The sequence below is a fragment of the Neisseria sp. HMSC70E02 genome (genome assembly GCF_001838645.1).
GTDB classification, from domain to species: domain Bacteria; phylum Pseudomonadota; class Gammaproteobacteria; order Burkholderiales; family Neisseriaceae; genus Neisseria; species Neisseria macacae.
In genome coordinates, this window is the sequence record NZ_KV838147.1 from 21,134 (window position 1) to 39,903 (window position 18,770).

General features: G+C 50.2%; 20 protein-coding genes. 11 read left to right on the forward strand and 9 right to left on the reverse strand.

Annotated elements, in window-relative coordinates; genetic code table 11:
- Positions 1-9: 9 nt before the first annotated feature.
- The 7 genes from HMPREF3277_RS12585 (at position 10) to HMPREF3277_RS12615 (ending at position 7,377) form a co-directional block, all read left to right on the forward strand.
- Positions 10-246 carry a hypothetical protein gene (locus tag HMPREF3277_RS12585; protein ID WP_141765237.1) on the forward strand — a complete coding sequence of 79 codons (237 nt, stop codon included), beginning with the start codon at positions 10-12 and terminating at the stop codon, positions 244-246.
- A 95-nt stretch (positions 247-341) separates the two neighbouring features.
- Positions 342-1,052: an AraC family transcriptional regulator gene (locus tag HMPREF3277_RS12590; RefSeq protein ID WP_003765346.1), complete on the forward strand. Its 711-nt coding sequence runs from the start codon at positions 342-344 to the stop codon at positions 1,050-1,052.
- 170 nt (positions 1,053-1,222) lie between these two features.
- Positions 1,223-2,188, forward strand: coding sequence for a proline racemase family protein (locus HMPREF3277_RS12595; protein ID WP_003756414.1), 966 nt, complete (start codon positions 1,223-1,225; stop codon positions 2,186-2,188).
- Positions 2,185-3,432 (forward strand): NAD(P)/FAD-dependent oxidoreductase, encoded by a 1,248-nt coding sequence (locus HMPREF3277_RS12600; RefSeq protein WP_070871318.1) that lies wholly within the window; start codon positions 2,185-2,187, stop codon positions 3,430-3,432. Before HMPREF3277_RS12595 ends, HMPREF3277_RS12600 begins: the two co-directional genes overlap by 4 nt.
- A gap of 43 nt (positions 3,433-3,475) precedes the next feature.
- On the forward strand, positions 3,476-4,339 hold the full coding sequence (gene dapA, locus HMPREF3277_RS12605; protein WP_070871319.1) for a 4-hydroxy-tetrahydrodipicolinate synthase: 864 nt from the start codon (positions 3,476-3,478) through the stop codon (positions 4,337-4,339).
- 12 nt (positions 4,340-4,351) lie between these two features.
- The gene (locus tag HMPREF3277_RS12610) at positions 4,352-5,821 is read left to right on the forward strand and encodes an aldehyde dehydrogenase (protein WP_003765429.1); all 1,470 of its coding nucleotides are present in this window, start codon (positions 4,352-4,354) and stop codon (positions 5,819-5,821) included.
- 104 nt (positions 5,822-5,925) lie between these two features.
- The gene (locus HMPREF3277_RS12615) at positions 5,926-7,377 is read left to right on the forward strand and encodes an alanine/glycine:cation symporter family protein (RefSeq protein WP_003765435.1); all 1,452 of its coding nucleotides are present in this window, start codon (positions 5,926-5,928) and stop codon (positions 7,375-7,377) included.
- 322 nt (positions 7,378-7,699) lie between these two features.
- Here the strand turns inward: HMPREF3277_RS12615 and HMPREF3277_RS12620 are convergent, their stop codons facing one another.
- From HMPREF3277_RS12620 to HMPREF3277_RS14185, 4 genes are all read right to left on the reverse strand, one after another.
- Entirely contained in the window at positions 7,700-8,140 is a 441-nt protein-coding gene (locus HMPREF3277_RS12620) for a ubiquinone anaerobic biosynthesis accessory factor UbiT (RefSeq protein WP_003765348.1), read from the reverse strand.
- Positions 8,127-9,044, reverse strand: coding sequence for a U32 family peptidase (locus tag HMPREF3277_RS12625; RefSeq protein ID WP_036492002.1), 918 nt, complete (start codon positions 9,042-9,044; stop codon positions 8,127-8,129). Before HMPREF3277_RS12625 ends, HMPREF3277_RS12620 begins: the two co-directional genes overlap by 14 nt.
- A gap of 11 nt (positions 9,045-9,055) precedes the next feature.
- Positions 9,056-10,063, reverse strand: coding sequence for a ubiquinone anaerobic biosynthesis protein UbiU (locus HMPREF3277_RS12630; RefSeq protein ID WP_070871320.1), 1,008 nt, complete (start codon positions 10,061-10,063; stop codon positions 9,056-9,058).
- Positions 10,064-10,406: 343 nt separating this feature from the next.
- Complete coding sequence (locus HMPREF3277_RS14185; RefSeq protein WP_003778993.1) at positions 10,407-10,811, reverse strand: hypothetical protein; 405 nt, start codon at positions 10,809-10,811, stop codon at positions 10,407-10,409.
- Positions 10,812-11,025: 214 nt separating this feature from the next.
- Here HMPREF3277_RS14185 and HMPREF3277_RS12640 point away from each other — a divergent pair, with 214 nt between their 5' ends.
- The 4 genes from HMPREF3277_RS12640 to cah all read left to right on the forward strand — a co-directional run bounded on the left by HMPREF3277_RS12640 (position 11,026) and on the right by cah (position 14,645).
- Entirely contained in the window at positions 11,026-11,520 is a 495-nt protein-coding gene (locus HMPREF3277_RS12640) for a hypothetical protein (RefSeq protein ID WP_003756439.1), read from the forward strand.
- A gap of 129 nt (positions 11,521-11,649) precedes the next feature.
- Positions 11,650-12,708, forward strand: a complete 1,059-nt coding sequence (dinB, locus tag HMPREF3277_RS12645) for a DNA polymerase IV (RefSeq protein WP_070871321.1) — start codon at positions 11,650-11,652, stop codon at positions 12,706-12,708.
- 130 nt (positions 12,709-12,838) lie between these two features.
- Positions 12,839-13,570 (forward strand): phosphoadenylyl-sulfate reductase, encoded by a 732-nt coding sequence (locus HMPREF3277_RS12650; protein WP_070871322.1) that lies wholly within the window; start codon positions 12,839-12,841, stop codon positions 13,568-13,570.
- 316 nt (positions 13,571-13,886) lie between these two features.
- The gene (gene cah / locus HMPREF3277_RS12655) at positions 13,887-14,645 is read left to right on the forward strand and encodes a carbonic anhydrase (protein ID WP_070871323.1); all 759 of its coding nucleotides are present in this window, start codon (positions 13,887-13,889) and stop codon (positions 14,643-14,645) included.
- 131 nt (positions 14,646-14,776) lie between these two features.
- Here the strand turns inward: cah and HMPREF3277_RS12660 are convergent, their stop codons facing one another.
- From HMPREF3277_RS12660 to HMPREF3277_RS12675, 5 genes are all read right to left on the reverse strand, one after another.
- Positions 14,777-14,977, reverse strand: coding sequence for a hypothetical protein (locus HMPREF3277_RS12660; RefSeq protein ID WP_003765401.1), 201 nt, complete (start codon positions 14,975-14,977; stop codon positions 14,777-14,779).
- Positions 14,978-15,260: 283 nt separating this feature from the next.
- Positions 15,261-16,802 (reverse strand): L-lactate MFS transporter, encoded by a 1,542-nt coding sequence (locus tag HMPREF3277_RS12665; protein WP_003765386.1) that lies wholly within the window; start codon positions 16,800-16,802, stop codon positions 15,261-15,263.
- A gap of 254 nt (positions 16,803-17,056) precedes the next feature.
- Positions 17,057-17,404, reverse strand: a complete 348-nt coding sequence (locus HMPREF3277_RS14195) for a hypothetical protein (RefSeq protein WP_003779004.1) — start codon at positions 17,402-17,404, stop codon at positions 17,057-17,059.
- A 58-nt stretch (positions 17,405-17,462) separates the two neighbouring features.
- A complete protein-coding gene (locus tag HMPREF3277_RS12670; RefSeq protein ID WP_246830818.1) occupies positions 17,463-17,909 on the reverse strand; it encodes a hypothetical protein in 447 nt (148 codons plus the stop codon).
- Between the two features lie 73 nt (positions 17,910-17,982).
- Positions 17,983-18,663 carry an energy-coupling factor ABC transporter permease gene (locus HMPREF3277_RS12675; RefSeq protein ID WP_070871324.1) on the reverse strand — a complete coding sequence of 227 codons (681 nt, stop codon included), beginning with the start codon at positions 18,661-18,663 and terminating at the stop codon, positions 17,983-17,985.
- Between the last annotated feature and the right edge of the window lie 107 nt (positions 18,664-18,770).

Genomic DNA, 18,770 nt, shown 5'->3' on the forward strand with positions numbered 1-18,770 from the left:
TTAAAACGGATGCAGATGAAAGAAGGTCGTCTGAAAACTGGAAACAGGTTTCAGACGACCTTCTTTATTTTGAAATCAAAATCAGCAGTAAAAATCAGGAAAACACATGATTATTTAGTCAAGTATGTTTTTACCACCTCTGCTATTTTTATGAAAAAGATGGGCGGCGCTACTAATGAATCTGAAAATTCAAGCTGGACGGCAACTTTGGCTTCGCGTATGTTCAAAGTGTATTTAGATGTATAGCTGCAATGATTCGAGATATTTTATTATCGTAACTTTCACGGATACCAACAACCATGCCTTCCAGCCCTTTTCCTCTTTCAGTTTGTCCGGAAAATGTGAATGACCTTATCCGCAGTCTGAACATGTTTGCACCTGTCTTGCAGGTATTGCCCAGTACGGTGTTTTTTGTAAAAAACATGCGGGCGGAGTATGTCTATGCCAACGATACGCTGTTGCACCGCTTACAATTGTCAGATATGGCGGCTTTGATTGGGAAAACATCGGAAGACCTGTTTCAGTCGGAATGGGGACAACGTTATACACAGCAGGACAGGGAAGTTTTGAACGACGGCAAAATCATCAACAATAAGCTGGAGCTGCATACTTATGCTTCGGGAGAACTGGGCTGGTGTATCACGCATAAAATGCCGGTGCGCAATCCTTTGGGTGAAATTATTGCCATGCTTGGTGTGTCTGTGGATGTGGAAACCAATGACAGCAACCGCCCTGAGCTGAATAAAAAAGTCGCGCTGATTGAAAAATACATTGCCGGCCACTTCGACCAAAACATAAAAATGAAAGACTTGGAAGCCGTTTCACGTCTTTCCACCGCCCAAATCGAGCGTTATTTCAAAAAGATTTTCCACATCACACCTTCGCAATATATTCAAAAAATACGCATCGAAGCAGCCATGGCGATGTTGGAAACAGGCTTGTCGGTAACGGAAATTTCTGCCCGCTGCGGCTATTCAGATCACAGTGCATTTACGCGTCAGTTTAAGGCATTGGTAGGATTGGTACCATCTGAATTTAAGAAATCAAGATAACAGTAACCGTACGGAAATGCCTGTCTGAAAATAGTTTTCAGACAGGCATTTTTTGTTTTAAGTGTGTCTGAGTGTGCACATTTCCGCATAAAAAACGGGAAATTCATCAAGACGGCAGCAGCAGCGATTTTGTAAGGTTAACGGAAGTTTTTTAGCGATAGGATTTTGCTATGCCGCATACCGAATATACTTTTTCCGTGATTGACTCCCATACCGGCGGTGAGCCGACCCGTGTAGTGTATGACGGATTTCCCGAGCTTTCCGGCAACAGCCCGCAAGAGCAGTGCGCAGATTTTGCCAAACGTTTCGACCATTTGCGTCGTGCGCTGATTTTGGAGCCGCGTGGTTCGGAGGTTTTGGTAGGGGCGTTGTTGTGCAAGCCGAAATCCCCCGCCTCTAGCGCCGGTGTAATTTTCTTTAACAACAGCGGTTATTTGGGTATGTGCGGCCACGGCACCATCGGTTTGATTAAAACGCTGCAACACCTCAAACGCATTGATATCGGCACGCATACCATCGAAACGCCGGTGGGCGATGTGCGCTGTACGCTGCATGAAGACGGCTCGGTCAGCGTGCGCAACGTGCCGTCTTACCGCTACCGTAAAGATGTGTCGCTTGACGTTGAGGGCATTGGCAGCATCACCGGCGATATTGCTTGGGGCGGTAACTGGTTTTTCTTGGTGAATGACCACGGCTGCACCATCGCGCCCGACAATCTGGAGCAATTGACTGATATTTCATGGCGCATCCGCACCGCGCTGAATGCGCAGGGCATTACCGGCAAAGATGGGCAGGAAATAGACCACATCGAGCTGTTCGGGAAAACCGATAATGCAGACAGCCGCAGCTTTGTGCTCTGTCCCGGCAAAGCTTACGACCGCTCGCCTTGTGGCACGGGCACCAGCGCGAAGATGGCCTGTTTGGCTGCAGACGGCGTGTGGCCATCTGAAAAAGAGTGGGTGCAGGAAAGCATAATCGGCAGCCGCTTTGCTGCTTCTTATGAAACACTTTCAGACGACCTTCATTCGGAAGGTCTGATAATCCCCACCATCAAGGGAGAGGCACATATTCATGCGGCATCGGAAATTTTTGTAAACGCGGATGATCCGTTCCGCTACGGAATTGAAACATCATGAGCAGCCAAATTTTTTCTGCAGCCGTGGTTGGCGGCGGCATCGTCGGATTGAGCATCGCGCTGGAATTGCAGCGTTGCGGCGAAAGCGTACTGTTGTTAGAGCGGGACACTGTATGCGGAGGAGCATCTTATGGCAATGCCGGGCATATCGCCACCGAGCAGGTGTTTCCGATTGCATCGCCGGACGTGCTCAAGCAACTGCCGAAAATGCTGCTCGACCCGCTTGGACCGTTGCGGCTGGACTGGAAATACCTGCCTAAAATCACGCCGTGGCTGTTCAGCCTGCTGTACAACCTTACGCCCAAACGCTTCCAGCACAGCCACCGCGCCCTGATGGCACTAAACAGTCTTGCTTTGGCTGCATGGAGGAAGTTTGCACAAGAATGGAGAGTGGAACAACATATCCGTATCGACGGTTCGCTGTTGGTGTGCGAAACCGAAAACGGGCAATCAGCGTTACAGAAACACGGCAGGGTGTTGAATGAATTAGGTGCGGTCAACGAATGGCTTGACTATGCCGGTCTGCATGAACGCGAACCTGCGCTGGCCGATACGCAACGCGGTGCGCTATTTTACCCTCATACCGGTCATGTGGTCGATTTGGCAGGTATGGCGGCTGATTTACAGCACGCTTTCATACAGGCGGGAGGTACGATCAGTGAACATACCGACGTTTCCGATATCCAATTATTTTCAGACGACCTGTTCCGCATCATAGGCGGTAGTAAGGCGTTTGAAGCCAAACATGTGGTGATTGCTGCCGGTGCGTTTTCTAAACCATGGTTGAAAAAACTGTGCGGCAGCGACGTACCGCTTGATACGGAACGCGGTTACCACCTGATGTTGCCGCAAAGCCTAAATATTTTGAACGTGCCGGTGAGCAGCTTTGAGCGCAAATTCATCATGACGCCCATGAACGCAGGCTTGCGCCTGGCCGGTACAGTGGAGTTTGCCGGGCTGGATGCACCGCCGAATATAGAACGGGCTCAGCAGCTCTTTCACTTGGCAGAATCTATGCTCAAAGGTCGTCTGAACCGGCAAGGTGCCGTGCCGTGGATGGGGTTCCGACCGTCGATTGCTGATTCTCTGCCGGTAATCGACCGAAAAGAAAACATTTTGCTGGCATTCGGGCATCAGCATTTAGGCTTAACCCAAGCACCGCTCACCGCAAAACTGGTGAAAGCCCTGTATTTTGGAGAACAGCCTGCAATAGATTTAAGCCCTTACCGTTTTAGCCGTTTCTGAAGCGAACAAACCGAATCACGATTCATTTCAAGAGGAGAAACATATGAATATCGAAGGTATTTTAGTTCCCATCGTTACCCCGTTTACCGCCGACAATCAAGTGGATACCACGCTGCTGGCCGAATTGGTGGACGCGTTTATTGCTAAAGGCGTGCGCGGCATCGTAGCCTGCGGCACCACGGGTGAGTATTACGCTTTGTCGGAAGCCGAGCGCGAAACCGTATTGACCACCATCGTGAAGGCCGCTGCCGGCCGTTGTACGCTGATTGCCGGTGTCAGCGATATGTCGAGCGAAGTGGCTGCACAACGCGCCGCCCGAGCTAAAGAATTAGGCTACGACGGGCTGATGTTGTCGGCGCCGCCATACAGCCTGCCGTCGCAGCAAGGCATTATCGAGCACTTTGAATATGTGGCGTCTAAAACCGACTTGCCGATTATTCTCTACAACTTTCCCGCGCGCATCGGCGTAGAACTCGAATTTGAAACTGTGGTGCATTTGGCGAAGCATCCCAACATCGTCGGTATCAAAGAAAGCACTGGCAATTTCTCTAACGCGCTGCGTATGATCCAGGCGAAATTCGACAATTTCCAAGTCGTGTGCGGCTGCGACGACCAACCTTTGGATTTCTTCTTCTGGGGCGTGAAAAGCTGGATTGCAGGTGCGGCCAATGTGTTCCCGGGTGAGCAGGTTGCCCTGTTTAACGCCGCCCAAGCCCAAGATTGGGATAAAGCCCGCCAGATTCTTACCGACCTTTATCCCGCCCTGCATTCGATGGAGTCGGGCGACTACAACCAAAAAGCTAAAATCGGCTGCTTAAACGGTACCAAACCCGCCGGCAAAGTGCGCCTGCCGCTGCACAATCTGACCATGCAGGATGCTGCTGAATTTACGGCTTTGTTGAAATAAAGGAGCTACCACATGAGAACCATTGAACAAATCTTCGAGGCCGCCAAAACAGGCAGCCTGTGGGCGGGAAATTTGATTCCGAACCACGCCGATTCGGGCAGAAAGCTGGAAAACCGCACGCCCATCGACAATTCACTCATCGGTTACATCGCCGACGGCAGTGAACAGGATATAGATGCCGCCGTGCGTGCCGCGCGTTCTGCGTTTTCAGACGACCTTTGGGCAGGCAAAAGCCCATCTGAAAAACGTGCCGTACTGCTGCGTTGGGCGCAGTTGATTGAAGAACACGCCGAAGAGCTCGCTGCGTTGGACTGTATCGACGCTGGCAAGCCCATCAGCGAGTGTATCAACACCGATATGCCCGCCACCATCGAAACCTTTTATTTCTATGCCGAATATGTGGATAAAGCCTTCGGTCGCGTTGCGCCAACCGGCAACGACGCACTGGGTTTGATTGTGTATGATCCGGTCGGCGTGGTCGGCGTAGTGTTGCCGTGGAACTTCCCCGCGCAGATGTTTGCATGGAAAGTGGCACCTGCTTTGGCGGCGGGCAATTCGGTGATTGTAAAACCTGCCGAACTGACTTCGCTGAGCGCCTACCGCATGGTGCAACTGGCGCATGAAGCGGGCGTGCCTGAAGCAGCGCTGACGCTGGTTTGCGGCTTGGGGGAAACGGTCGGCAAGGCTTTGGGTGTGCATCAAGATGTGGACATGGTGGCCTTTACCGGCTCGACCGAAGTCGGACGCTATTTCTTGGAATATTCGGCGCAAAGCAATTTGAAAGAAATCGTCTTGGAATGCGGCGGCAAAAGTCCGCAAATCGTGTTTGCCGATGCGGACATAGACAAAGCGGTACCGTCGATTTTAGCCGCCGCGTTCTGGAATATGGGCGAAAACTGCAGCTGCGGTTCGCGCCTAATTGTGGAAGCAAGTATCAAAGATGCCCTGCTGGCCAAACTTTCAGACGACCTCAAGCAAGGCTGGAAAGTCGGCGATCCACGCCTGCCTGAAACCAACCTCGGTCCGATGGTGGAAGAAGCTCATTTTGATAAGGTGTGCCGTTATTTCGATACCGCGCTGAAAGAGGGCGGCAAACTGATCACCGGCGGTCAAACCGGCGAAGGCTGGTATTTCGATCCGGCGATTATCGACGGTGTAACTGCGGATATGACGGTGTTTAAGGAAGAAATATTCGGCCCGGTGCTGGCGGTAACCACATTCAGCAGCGAAGAAGAAGCCGTCCGTTTGGCAAACCAATCGGATTACGGTCTGGCCGCTTCGTTCTACACATCCAATGTAAGCCGCGCCCACCGTGTTGCTCGCAAAATTCAGGCAGGTACGGTATCGGTAAACGGTTTTTCAGAAGGCAGTATTGCCACACCGTTTGGCGGTTATAAACAATCCGGTTTCGGCGGTCGCGACAAAGGTGTGGAAGCGTTTGAGCAATACACGCAGGCAAAAACCATTTGGTTTATGGAATAACACAAAATAAAGCTCAGGTCGTCTGAAACCGACAGGCTTGTAACAAACACAAACCTTTTTCCAGACGACCTCTAATAACTACACAAAACCGCAAAGGAGAAGAGATGGAAAAGATCGTCAGTACACTGGTGGATTATATCTGGGGCAACGGCTTGGTTTATCTGGCTTTAGCCGTCGGTTTATATTTCACTATTATTACTAGAGGAGTGCAGTTCCGCTATTTGCCTGAAATGATCCGCCTACTGAATGAAAAGCAGGAGTCCGGTGCGGGTATTTCTTCGTTTCAGGCATTCTGCATGTCGCTGTCGGGACGCATTGGTGTCGGCAACATCGCCGGCGTAGCGACCGCTATTGCCGCAGGCGGTCCGGGCTCTGTATTTTGGATGATTGTGATGGCTCTGTTGGGTGGTGCCAGCGCGTTTGTAGAATCCACTTTGGCGCAGATTTATAAAACCAAAGTCGGTACGGAATACCGCGGCGGCTCTCCTTATTATATCGAGCGCGGCTTAAAGATGAAAGCCTTTGCAGTGCTGGTAGCCGTAGTGATTTTCCTGAGCTACGGCGTGTTAGTGCCGGGCATTCAGGCCAATACCATTGCTACATCGTTTGAGAACGCCTTCGCACTGCCTGCATGGAGCACCGGTGCTGCAGTTTCCATGATATTGGCGTTTCTGATTTTCGGCGGCACCAAACGCATCGCCCGTGCTGCTGACCGCATTATCCCCCTAATGGCGTTAGGTTATGTAGGCTTGATGCTGATTGTGTTGATAAACCACGCATCTAAAATCCCCGAAACCTTAAGCCTGATCATCGGTAGCGCATTCGGTACGGACGCGGTATTCGGCGGAATTGTCGGTAGCGCGATTTCCTGGGGGGTGCGTCGCGCCGTGTTCTCAAACGTAGCCGGTGCAGGCGAAGCAACGTTCAGCTCGGCTGCCGCTGAAGTAAGCCATCCTGTGAAACAAGGTTTGGTGCAAGGCTTTTCGGTGTATATCGATACCGTGATTGTCTGCACCTCCACCGCTATCATGATTCTGATTACCGGTATGTATAACGTACATCCGGTCGGCATGAAAACGCCGCTTGTGGAAAATATTCCCGGCGTGGAAGCCGGCTCTGCTTACACGCAGGCTGCATTGGGTACTGTGTTCGGTAATTTCGGCGGCGCATTTGTGGCGGTAGGCATCTTCTTCTTTGCCTTTACCTGCCTGCTGGCTTATTACTACATCGCCGAAACTGCGCTGCTCTATCTCGACCAAAAGCTGAAATACCCGATACTCAGTATGATTCTGCGGTTGGTGTTTTTAGCGGTGGTGTTTACCGGCAGCGTACAGTCCGCCAGCCTGATGTGGGGCTTGGGTGATATAGGCTTCGGCAGCATGTGTTATCTCAACCTGATTGCTATCGTATTTCTCAGTAAACCCGCCTTACGTGCGCTGCATGATTACGACCGCCAGAAAAAAGCCGGCCTTGATCCGGCGTTCGACCCGCGTGTAGCCGGGATTGAGAATGCCGAATTCTGGATAGAACATATGCAACAACATGATAGGCGCTAAGTTTGCTCCGTTACGATAGATGAGCAAAGTAGTTGGAGGATCTAGGTTTTAAGTGCAACATCTGATTTAATTGAGCAAACCCGTTTAATAAGTACCTCATTTGGTGCCGAATAACACAACAGTTATGTAGGTGTGTTGTTCGGCACTACTGTATATGGTGTACCAGGACATGTCTAAATTTGCCTGAAATCCTTCCCTTTCAAAAAATACTGTCAAAGCGGCTCATTAGTATTTTCATTCGATTCCTGATCCCACTAATGTGCACTAGACTTCCTGCTTGGAAAATCTTTGCACTTCAAATCCAAATGTGTGAACTCTGCGTTCAGTCGGACAACTGCCGTTTCAAAAACCAATCGCCGAACGGCCAGTCCACGCTGTCGAGCAGGTTTTTGGTAATCAGCCCCAGCTCGGTATCGCCTTCAATTTGCAGTTTGCGGTTGAAAAACAAAGTATCGGGGTCTTCCTCGCGCATCATCATGCGCATAAAGTCGATGCCGTTGGCGGCAAGGCGCAAATCGGGCGTGCCGAAGAAGTCCGCATCGATAAATTTTTCGGCATTGGCAGTGAAACGCACCTTGATGCCTGCGTCCAATACGTCGATTTCGAATTTTTTGCCGTCAAACAGGCTCATGTCGGCGGGCAGCAATCCGCGTTTGAGCATGGTGTTGAGGGCAAAAACCAAAGCGAAACGCGGCGGCCTGCCCGGTAATTTACCGCCGATTTTTCCCGCCCATGCGGGCAATACGATTTCAGGCAACGCCATAATATTCCTCCTTCACGGCTTCGATACCCGGTTGGCCGTGCCAATAGCCGTCCACCAGCGTGCCGGTGGTCAGTCGTTCCAATTCGGGCAGCGCATCCGCCAATGCGGCTTTGCCGTCCAATACGTCGCGGTGGATACGGACGATTTCCGTCATACCGTGCATTTGCGGCGACAGGCGCAGCATGTTCACACCGATTTGCCGCAAATCCTCATGGTGCGGCAGCAGGTTTTGGCAGCCGTAAGACATGGTTTGGATGCCGTTGATGGTTAAAAACGGCTTGCCCTCGCGGGTATTCATGTCCATGCCTTGTTCGTAATCCAAGCAGCGGAATTCACAGCCGTCTTTGTTCAGGTTGTAATGCCGCGCGGTAAAGCAGCGTGAAGAGTACGCCAAAGGCATTTTGCCCCAAGCAAACAATTCCGTTTCAATGTCGTCTGAAGCCTTGATGATTTCGGCAACTTTATCACGGCTCAACTCGGACGGCGCAATCCAGCGATATGCGCCCAGTTTTTGGAACAGCGCCAGCGTGCTTTCGTTGTAAATGTTCAGGCTGGCGCCGGCGACAAAGGGAATGCCGTGCTCGCGCGCCAGCTTGACCGCGCCCATGTCGTTAGCTTCGACTTTGAATTTGTCCTGCCCCATGATTTTGCGCAGGCGTTTCAAATCGGATTCGCTTTCCAGCAGCACCTGCGACGACAGAATAATTTCCTTGCCGCTTTCCGCCAAATCTTCCGCCAGGCTGACCCAGTCGGCAAAACGCATTTTCTGGCGGCGCGAACACACCACTTCACCCAAATAAATGGTATCCACCGGCGCATCCAGCATGGCGGCGTAAAATTCCAGCAGCGCTTCCTTCTGCCAGAAAAACAAAACCGGCCCCAACGATAGTTTCATCGGATTCATTTTCCCTCCCCTTATTTCCACGGACGGCTGTATGCGCCCAAGGTCGTCTGATGCCCTTCCGAAACCTTGCTCAAAGCATTGTTCCATAGCGGATTGACTTTGAAATGTGCCGGATTGGCAGCGGCCGCATCCAAAGCCTGCCGCAGCGATTTGGTTACCTGCGCCGTGTACATCGGGCTGCGCTGGCGGCCTTCGATTTTGATGGCGGATACACCGATTTTGATGAGTTCAGGCAACATTTCCAAAACATTCAGGCTGGTCGGCTCTTCCAGCGCGTAATAGGTTTCGTCGTTCACCTCGAAACGGCCTTTGCACAAGGTCGGATAGCCTGCCGGTTCGTCCGGTTTGTATTGGTCGATTAACACTTGGTTCAGCCGCACATTCATACGGTCTGGCAGCTGCTCCCAGCGCACCGCCTTCGCCGGCGAACACACGCCTTGCATATTCGGCGATTCGCCCGTCGCATAACTCGATAAAATGCAGCGCCCTTCCACCATGACGCACAAACTGCCGAAACCGAACACTTCGATTTCCACATCCGTATTGTCAATCACATGCTTGACCTGATCCACGGTCAAAACGCGTGGCAGCACGGCACGGCGGATGCCAAACAGCTCCTTCATCATATTGATGGCTTCATAATTGGTCGCCGAACCCTGCACCGACATGTGCAGCCTCAAATCAGGATGACGCTCGGCGGCATAAGCCATAATCGCAGGGTCGGCGACGATTATCGCGTCCGCCCCCAGTTGCACCGCCGTATCGACAGCCCGATGCCACCGCTCGATTTGCCCCGCTTGGGCAAAAGTATTGATGGCCATCAGCACATTTCGGCCGCGCGCATGGGCGTAAGCCACCCCTTCCTGCGCCGATTTCATATCGAAATTCAGCCCCGGAAAATTGCGCGCATTTGTCGCATCTTTCAGCCCCATATAAACCGTGTCCGCGCCATTGTCCACCGCCGTCTTTAAAGCGGGCAGATTACCGGCGGGACAAACCAACTCAGGGATTTTCGGCATTTTGCGTTCCTCAACTCTTGTGGTTTGTTATTCGAAAATCAATATCTAGTATGATTTCGGGTATTTTAGAGATTTGGACACAAGATATTATGATTTAAATCAATTGTGAAATCAGGTTTGGATAGTGTATGTTTTAGTTAACATAATTTAACTATGTTAAATATCAAGCTAATCAGCGGGTTATCTTTTCCAGTTTGATAATATGAGATTAGTTATTATCTATTAAATTTATAGATTTTTACAATAAAAGGTCGTCTGAAACAGGTTTCAGACGACCTTTTATGTACTCAACGCGAATAATCGCACCTAGGGCTAAAATTATTCATTCGCAGCCCCAAACTGCCTATCTCCTCCATTCACTCCAACAGTCCATAATGGTACGCGGATGATTTTGAACCAGTTGTTTATAAAAAATAGCGAATCCGTCGGCTTTGGGATAAAAATGATAAGCAACTTGACTTCCATCCGCTCTAAACTCCAGCCGCCAAACATGAGTACCGAAAAGGGCCATCATCGTCCTACTCAAATAAATCAAATCTTGAAGAGGATGACGTGCTTTGATTTCACTGCCTTCACAAATGAAAATCTCGTTTTTGCCAAAATAAATCCGTTCGTTATCCAATAAATTACCGAGACTGATGCAGATGAGCGGTTCGTTTTCCCAAATGATTTCAGGCGCTGGCCGTACTCTGCGGGCAATCAGGATGAAAATGAAGCATCCGACTAAAAATATAAAAATGTATGCCATAGCTGATAAACTGAATAAATGATGATGAAACGCGGATAATCATATGGCAAATTTGCGTATTGGAAAACTCATTATCAATATCTTAATATTGTTTTGAGTAATCAGCCTTACCGACAAATTTCTTTTAATGAGCAAAATAAATAAAAATAAGAATTGATTGCATTTGTATTTTGAACTAAGATAGCCCATATTTCACACCTCGTCTGAAACGACCATGCGCTACCATTTCCCGATTTCCGTCGATATGTACGACTTTTTGACCACAGGCCGATTTGATTATCTGGAGATCGGGCAGACGGCGGAGATGATCCTGCAAATGTTCCCTGCACCCGAATGCGTGCCCAAAGGGCTTTTGGTAAAAAAGGGGTGGAACATTTGGCTCTACGGCGATATCGAATTGCATTTTTCAGACGACCGCCTGACTCAAATCCGGGCGGACTTCCAACCCGGCACCTCGCTGAACGGCGGGCGTTGGTTGAGCTTAAACCCTTGGTTTTTCAGGCACGCGGACAAGCTTGATTTGTATTCCGCCATTGCCAAACTTGTGCAACACCATATCGACTTCATCAAAATCGATACGCCTTCCGCCCTGATTTTGCGTTTGCAAAGCGGCGTAGAGCTGATGTTTGAAAAGTGCAATGGGCAGCGTCTGTTCGCTTTTTGCAAACAAAAAACCACCCTACCCCAATGGGCGCATGAAACGGCGTAGATTTAAAATCTTTAAAACCTGTTTGCCCCCTGATAAAAGGTCGTCTGAAAACCAAATACCGTTCAGACGACCTTCCTCTATCGTTTTCCGCTAAAATACCCGTCTCTTTTTTCTTCACAACCGTCTTCAATGTCCCAGCGCAAAATCATCCATATCGACATGGACGCGTTCTACGCATCGGTGGAACTGCGCGAGCAGCCGCATTTGAAAGGGCTGCCCGTGGTCGTCGCGTGGGAGGGCGCGCGTTCGGTGATTTGCGCCGCATCGTATGAGGCGCGGCAGTTCGGGCTGCATTCCGCGATGTCGGTGGCGACGGCGAAAAGGCTGTGTCCGCAAGCGGTGTATGTGCCGCCGCATTTCGATTTGTACCGTCAGGTTTCCGCGCAGATTCACGCCGTATTCAGGCGCTATACTGATTTAATCGAACCCCTGTCGCTGGACGAAGCCTATCTTGACGTGACCCATAATTTCAAAAACATCCCTTACGCCAGCGAAGTTGCCAAAGAAATCCGCGCCGCCATTTTTGCGGAAACCGGCCTGACCGCCTCCGCAGGCATCGCGCCGAACAAATTTTTGGCGAAAATCGCATCTGACTGGCGCAAGCCGAACGGGCAATTCGTCCTGCCGCCGCACAAAATCATGGCATTTTTGGAAACCCTGCCCTTGGGCAAAATCCCCGGCGTGGGCAAGGTAACGTTGAAAAAAATGCAGTCGCTGGGTATGCAGACGGCAGGCGATTTGCGCCGTTTCGAGCGCGGCGAACTGTTAAACCATTTCGGACGCTACGGCTACCGCCTTTATGATTTGGCACGTGGTACGGACGAACGCCCCGTCAAAGCCGAACGCGAGCGCCTCCAAATCTCCACCGAAATCACCCTGCCCGAAGACCTGTCGCTCGAACAGGCGGCAGGACACCTCCCTCACCTTGCCGAAGACCTGTGGCGGCAAATCGCACGCAAAAACGTCGAAGCCAAAGGCGTAACCCTCAAGCTGAAAACCCATGATTTCCGCATCATCACCCGCTCCCTGACCTACTCCTCCGTCCTGCCCGACACCGACGCCCTGCTTTGCGCCGCGCAAACCCTGATGCAGCGCGTGCCGCCCCAGCGCGAAGACGCTTTCCGCCTGATCGGCATAGGCGTGAACCACCTCGTGCCGAAAGACCAGCAGCAATCGCTTTGGTTATAAAGAAATAGAAAAGCATTCTTTCCCCTTCGCGTGAGACCGCCTGACAATAATGTTCCGTACAAACTTTCAGACGACCCCTTTGCCGCAAGAGGGGGTCGTCTGAAAACAAAAACCAAGGAACAAGCCAACCATGTCCCTCTTCCGCCCCCAGCTTTGGCGCATCCCGACAACAGGCGAAGCCGAACGGCGCCGGCTGCCCGAGTTGACCGCCACGCTCGAAACCCGCCTCAAACACATCGCCCGCCGCTATCCGCAAGCCGTCTTCGCCTCCAGCCTTGCCGTCGAAGACATGATCATTACCGACGCCATCTGCCGCCTGAAACTCCCCCTGCGCATCATCACCCTCGACACCGGCAAGCTCAATCCCGAAACCGCCGCCCTGATTACCGCCGTCAACGTCCGCTACCAAACCGAGCTGGAAGTTTTCCACCCCGACCCCGAAAGCGCGCGGCAGTTTGAGCAGGAATTCGGCGCAACCGCCATGTACGACGGCGTCGAGCTGCGCCGCCGTTGCTGCCACATCCGCAAAATCGAGCCGCTCAACCGCGCCCTGAAAAACGCCCCCGCCTGGCTGACCGGACAACGCCGCAGCCAATCGGCAACCCGCAGCGAATTGGATTTTGAAGAAACCGACCACAGCCGCAACATCGCCAAGTTCAACCCCATTTTCGACTGGGAAGAAAACGACGTCTGGGCATACGCGCAAGCCTACGACGTCCCGCTCAATGCCCTGTATTTCCAAGGCTACCCGAGCATAGGCTGCGAACCCTGCACCCGCCCCGTCAAAGCAGACGAAGACATCCGCGCCGGACGCTGGTGGTGGGAAAGCAAAGACAGCAAAGAATGCGGGCTGCACAAATAACCCTTGTCAGGCAAGGCAAAAGGTCGTCTGAAACCCAAATTCAGGTTTTCAGACGACCTTTTTCATAAGTCGGCTTTCCTTAAATTTTTAAGGGATGAAAAATAGGCATTTTCTATTTCAAATTATTATCAATTTTCAAAACGACAATATCGTTTTTTAAAAAATGAATTCGCCTTAACTTCATAGCCTTAACAGAATTAACCCAAGAAGGCTTGACCTAATGATTTAATATGGCTATTGTTAAATAAAAAATAACAATAATCTACATACGCACCGCAATGCTTTTTTCCCTCCTCCTTACAGAAAGGATATTGCAATGCCCTGCTTGAACCTCACGCTGCCTCGCCTGACTGTTTTCCTGCTGTCCACCTTCGCAGCATTCTCCGCCGCCGCACATGGAAACCACACCCATTGGGGCTACACCGGACACGATTCCCCCGAAAGCTGGGGCAGCCTGTCTGAAGAGTTCCGTTTGTGTTCCACAGGCAAAAACCAATCCCCCGTCAACATCACCGAAACCGTCTCCGGCAAACTGCCTGCCATCAAAGTCAATTACAAACCGAGCGCGGTTGACGTGGAAAACAACGGCCACACCATTCAAGTCAACTACCCGGAAGGCGGCAATACCCTCAGCGTGAACGGCCGCACCTACACCCTGAAACAATTCCATTTCCATGTACCCAGTGAAAACCAAATCAAAGGCCGCACCTTCCCGATGGAAGCCCACTTCGTCCACTTGGACGAAAACCGCCAGCCTTTGGTATTGGCAGTATTGTACGAAGCTGGCAAAACCAACGACCGCCTCGCGCCTATATGGAACGTGATGCCGATGAAAGAAGGAAAGGTAAATCTCGACAAAGCCTTCGACGCCGCCACCCTGCTGCCGAAACGGCTGAATTACTACCGCTTTGCCGGTTCGCTGACCACGCCGCCGTGCAGCGAAGGCGTATCGTGGCTGCTGTTGAAAACCTACGACCACATCGACCAGGCGCAGGCAGAAAAATTCACCCGCGCCATCGGTTCGCACAACAGCCGCCCCGTCCAGCCGCTTAACGCGCGCGTTGTCATTGAATAAACGGTAAAGCCGTAAATGAAAAGGTCGTCTGAAAACCAAATTTAGGTTTCAGACGACCTTTTTACATGATGGTCTAAGGTTTCAGAACACCGAATCCACCGCATATCCGAAGGAAGAATCGCAATGCAGCATCAATCATCAGGATGAAACCTTGCTGCTTCGCGTTCTTTCATAGCAGTTTCCTTATCCTTCAATTTTGCCCCCAAACCCAAGCGTTTTTCATATTCCGATTGCGGCGTGCCGTCCTCCTGCATACCAAATGCGCTGGCATTCACCCAAAGCGCAAGGACGGCAACTACGAAAGCAAAAAATCCTACGATATACCAAAACATTTCTTTTCCTATCATGGGTCAACAAACGGGAAGAAGACAGATTTCCCGTTTGACCGGCAGCTTGCTGCGGTTTGTGAAGGCAAAAATGTATCACAAATCCGGTCCGGTATAAATTGCCGATTTACCCCGCCATACTTCGTGTAAACCTTATCTCAATCGGCATTGCACACTAATGCTTTTACCAATCAGACGGTTATACAAACAAAAGCCGGTCTTTCCGCTCAAAGGTCGTCTGAAAACCCATATCTGCATTTCAGACGACCTAACGTCGGCATCCGAAAGCCTAACGGAACAAATCCAATGCCTTGACGAACACCATCACCACGCCGTAAGCCAGCGGGACGCCGACCAACGTCCAACGCCACCAAACCGAAAAACCGCCTGCCGCAACTTTTTCCTGCAGCAAGTAGGCATCGGAAACGGCGGTTTCGTCATCGGGATTGCCGCTGTGCGCCGCTGTTTTAATGTCGGTTTCGTGGTGTTTTTCATGAACCGATCTGACGGCAAGGTTGCACAGCAATCCGACAATCAACAATCCCGCCATGATATACATGGTAACGCCGTATGCCTGCGCGGCGGGAACACCGCTGTCGATTTGGCTTTGGCGGATGTAGTTCACCAAGACCGGACCGATTACGGCAGCGGTTGACCACGCCAGCAAAATACGTCCGTGAATCGCGCCGACCTGATAAGTACCGAACAAGTCTTTCAAATAAGCCGGAATCGCGGCAAAACCGCCGCCATACATGGAAATGATGACGCAAAATCCAATAATAAACAAAGCCTTGTTTCCACTCTCGCCAATGGACGGAACGGCAAAATACAGCAGCGAACCGAGTACGAAAAAGATGGTGTAGGTATTTTTACGTCCGAGTTTGTCGGAAACGCTGGACCATAAAAACCGCCCACCCATATTGAACAGGCTCAAAAGGCTGACGAAACCTGCCGCCGCCCCCGCGCCGATTGCCGCTTGTTTGCCGACCGACGCCTCTGAAAACAGCTCCTGAATCATGACCGAAGCCTGCCCCAAAACGCCGATACCGGCAGTCACGTTCAGGCATAACACCCAAAACAACAGCCAAAATTGCGGCGTTTTCATCGCTTGGGAAACATTGACATGATTGCTGCTGACCAGCTTGTTTTTCACTTTCGGCGCGACATAGCCTTCAGGTTTCCAACCCTCCGCCGGCACGCGGATGGTGAATGCACCGAACATCATCAATACAAGGTAAAACAGCCCCAAAACGACAAAAGTCGGTGCAACGCCGACCGACACGTCGTCTGAAAACGCATTCATCAATGATACGGACAACGGCGAAGCAAGCATCGCACCGCCGCCGAACCCCATAATCGCCAAACCCGTCGCCATGCCCGGTTTGTCGGGAAACCACTTCATCAAAGTGGACACAGGCCCGATATAGCCCAGCCCCAAGCCGATGCCACCGATCACGCCGTTGCCCAAATACAGGAGAAACAGATTATGCGTACTGACGCCGAGTGCCGACACAAAAAAGCCCAAGCTGAAACAGCACGCCGCGACAAACATCGCCTTGCGCGGGCCGACACGCTCCATCCAAGTGCCGAACAAAGCAGCAGACGCGCCCAACATAGCCAGCGCGATACTGAAAATCCAGCCCACAGTCGTCAGCTTCCAATCCCCGGCAGCCGATTCGGTAATACCGATAAGCTTGGTCAGCGGCGCGTTAAACACGGAATACGCATAAATCTGCCCGATGGCAAGATGCACCGCCAAAGCGGCAGGCGGCACTAGCCAACGGTTGAAACCCGGCTTGGCAATCGTCGCCTCACGGTCTAAAAATTTCATAAAAGCCTCTTGATGTCGAATGAAAAACAGCGTTCTCCGCGAGGAAAACGCCTTAAATTGTTGACAATATTGTACCACGCTTCCGCATGGGCTTTACTCCGCTTAACATGAGTTTTTTGAGTAAGAAAGAGAAAAATCATTCATAAATGACGATATTTGAAGATGGTTTGATGATATCCGTATCTCAGATAAAAGGTCGTCTGAAAATTGGTTTTCAGACGACCTAAAGAGTTTGAAAATGTATTCAAGCCTTATTACTTCTCAATATATTTTTCTATATCTCTACATTGTTCTTGCGTGCAGGAAACTGAAAAAAGCACTTTTCCACTTGTGGTACTTTGTGCAGAAAAGATGCTCTTTTCGTAATGAAATTTTATTTTATCCAATGAAATCAGCCCCTTTCCATTTTCTTTTCCGCAAAGCAGTTTATATTGCAGATTGGTTTTGCTTATATCGATATTTCCGCACACTTTTGTAGTATTGTTTTTAGATATGGATATTTTTAACCATTCATATTGCGAGTCGTAATAATAGTTTGAAATATAAGGCAAACTAGATGATGACACTGCTAGAGATATAACATAGTTAAAAAAGGTTTCCATAACTTACTCACTGTTTGTTTTTTTAATTTCAAGTAGAGGGCGATTTTGGAGTATAGCCTTATATTCCCTCTTCCCATGAAATAGAAAATTTAGAAATTTTTACCCCTTTTAAATCAAATGAAAAGACAATAGAAACGCCACCTTCGGTTTTTATTTCACACTCATGTTCCCACTCGTCTCTAGATACAAACTGCCATCCAATATCAGCAAAAAACAAATATTTTATCAATTTCTCAATAGTTAATTTTCTATTAATTTTATATTGCTTTGCAATGGTAACGCCTTTAAAACAAGGGTCTATTGACAATGAATAAACGATATCATCCGTAACCCCAACCTCCAATCCTTTCCAAAAAATGGAAAAACCACCCTCTACGTTACCTTCGTCGTATAACCATTTAGTCAGCTTTTTAAACCGTTTATGCTTGTGAAAGTCACTATACGACATACCAACAAATAAATCTTTAAATCTGCCCGTTTTTAAGAAAGATGTTATATCCATCATTATGACCTTATGACCTCATTGCGGTCTATAACTTGAAATATCAATTCCTCATGTACTACCGACCCTTTACCGTTTACCAAATTTTATTGCTGGATTTCAAATATCGGTTGTCGTCAAAAGTGTTGATCCATTGCGGTCTGAGTGCGATGAAAATGGCGGTAGTGATGCCGCTGAGAAAGGCTTCCGCCCAGGCGATCAGGATGAAAATAGGAAAGGCAGTGGTCCAAAGTACGGAGGTTGGGAAGGCATGGCTGATATCCAAAACGCTGACCAGTACCAATCCGGTCAGCATCATGCCTACGGCGGACGCAATGAAGCCGTTGACAAAAATGAAGATAAAAATATTAGCGGGAAGACGGTTGACCAAGCGGCAAGAGAGCTGATTGACGATAAGCGGCGGTAAGAGCAAGGCGAGGGCGTTGACGGGATAGGCGTATCCGTCGCCACCGTTGAACAATAAAAGATAAGGAAGAAGCAAAGCCGAACCCAGCCATAATGCAGCGGGTGCGCCAATCATTAAGGCAACCAAATTCATGGCAAGCAGGTGGTAGCTCATTTGCGCGAGCTGCCCTTCGTCAGTCATTGCATTCAGGCACCATGCGGTCGTCAGTATCAGGGCCGAGAGGATGAAGGCGGAATGGTGTTTCTGCATGGATCGCCATGCCGGACGCGCGCAAGCGAGAAGCAGAGTAGACAACAGCAGCCAAGCGGCGATTAAAATCGAACTGGAAAACCATGCGGCTTGAAAATTCATACGAAACCAGACCGAGGGTAAATATTCAGACGACCTGCATTATACCCCGCAGACGAAATTCGCTGCGGACTTGTTTTGTTTAGTGCTGAAACACGCTAAAATAACGA

Coding starts and splice junctions, on each gene's coding strand:
- cah (WP_070871323.1), top strand. CDS start 13,887: ATGCCCTGCTTGAACCTCACGCTGCCTCGCCTGACTGTTTTCCTGCTG.
- HMPREF3277_RS12610 (WP_003765429.1), top strand. CDS start 4,352: ATGAGAACCATTGAACAAATCTTCGAGGCCGCCAAAACAGGCAGCCTG.
- dapA (WP_070871319.1), top strand. CDS start 3,476: ATGAATATCGAAGGTATTTTAGTTCCCATCGTTACCCCGTTTACCGCC.
- HMPREF3277_RS12650 (WP_070871322.1), top strand. CDS start 12,839: ATGTCCCTCTTCCGCCCCCAGCTTTGGCGCATCCCGACAACAGGCGAA.
- HMPREF3277_RS12665 (WP_003765386.1), bottom strand. CDS start 16,802: ATGAAATTTTTAGACCGTGAGGCGACGATTGCCAAGCCGGGTTTCAAC.
- HMPREF3277_RS12675 (WP_070871324.1), bottom strand. CDS start 18,663: ATGAATTTTCAAGCCGCATGGTTTTCCAGTTCGATTTTAATCGCCGCT.
- HMPREF3277_RS12670 (WP_246830818.1), bottom strand. CDS start 17,909: ATGATGGATATAACATCTTTCTTAAAAACGGGCAGATTTAAAGATTTA.
- HMPREF3277_RS12595 (WP_003756414.1), top strand. CDS start 1,223: ATGCCGCATACCGAATATACTTTTTCCGTGATTGACTCCCATACCGGC.
- HMPREF3277_RS12625 (WP_036492002.1), bottom strand. CDS start 9,044: ATGAATCCGATGAAACTATCGTTGGGGCCGGTTTTGTTTTTCTGGCAG.
- HMPREF3277_RS12620 (WP_003765348.1), bottom strand. CDS start 8,140: ATGGCGTTGCCTGAAATCGTATTGCCCGCATGGGCGGGAAAAATCGGC.
- HMPREF3277_RS14185 (WP_003778993.1), bottom strand. CDS start 10,811: ATGGCATACATTTTTATATTTTTAGTCGGATGCTTCATTTTCATCCTG.
- HMPREF3277_RS12640 (WP_003756439.1), top strand. CDS start 11,026: ATGCGCTACCATTTCCCGATTTCCGTCGATATGTACGACTTTTTGACC.
- HMPREF3277_RS12600 (WP_070871318.1), top strand. CDS start 2,185: ATGAGCAGCCAAATTTTTTCTGCAGCCGTGGTTGGCGGCGGCATCGTC.
- HMPREF3277_RS12615 (WP_003765435.1), top strand. CDS start 5,926: ATGGAAAAGATCGTCAGTACACTGGTGGATTATATCTGGGGCAACGGC.
- HMPREF3277_RS12630 (WP_070871320.1), bottom strand. CDS start 10,063: ATGCCGAAAATCCCTGAGTTGGTTTGTCCCGCCGGTAATCTGCCCGCT.
- HMPREF3277_RS12660 (WP_003765401.1), bottom strand. CDS start 14,977: ATGTTTTGGTATATCGTAGGATTTTTTGCTTTCGTAGTTGCCGTCCTT.
- HMPREF3277_RS12585 (WP_141765237.1), top strand. CDS start 10: ATGCAGATGAAAGAAGGTCGTCTGAAAACTGGAAACAGGTTTCAGACG.
- HMPREF3277_RS14195 (WP_003779004.1), bottom strand. CDS start 17,404: ATGGAAACCTTTTTTAACTATGTTATATCTCTAGCAGTGTCATCATCT.
- dinB (WP_070871321.1), top strand. CDS start 11,650: ATGTCCCAGCGCAAAATCATCCATATCGACATGGACGCGTTCTACGCA.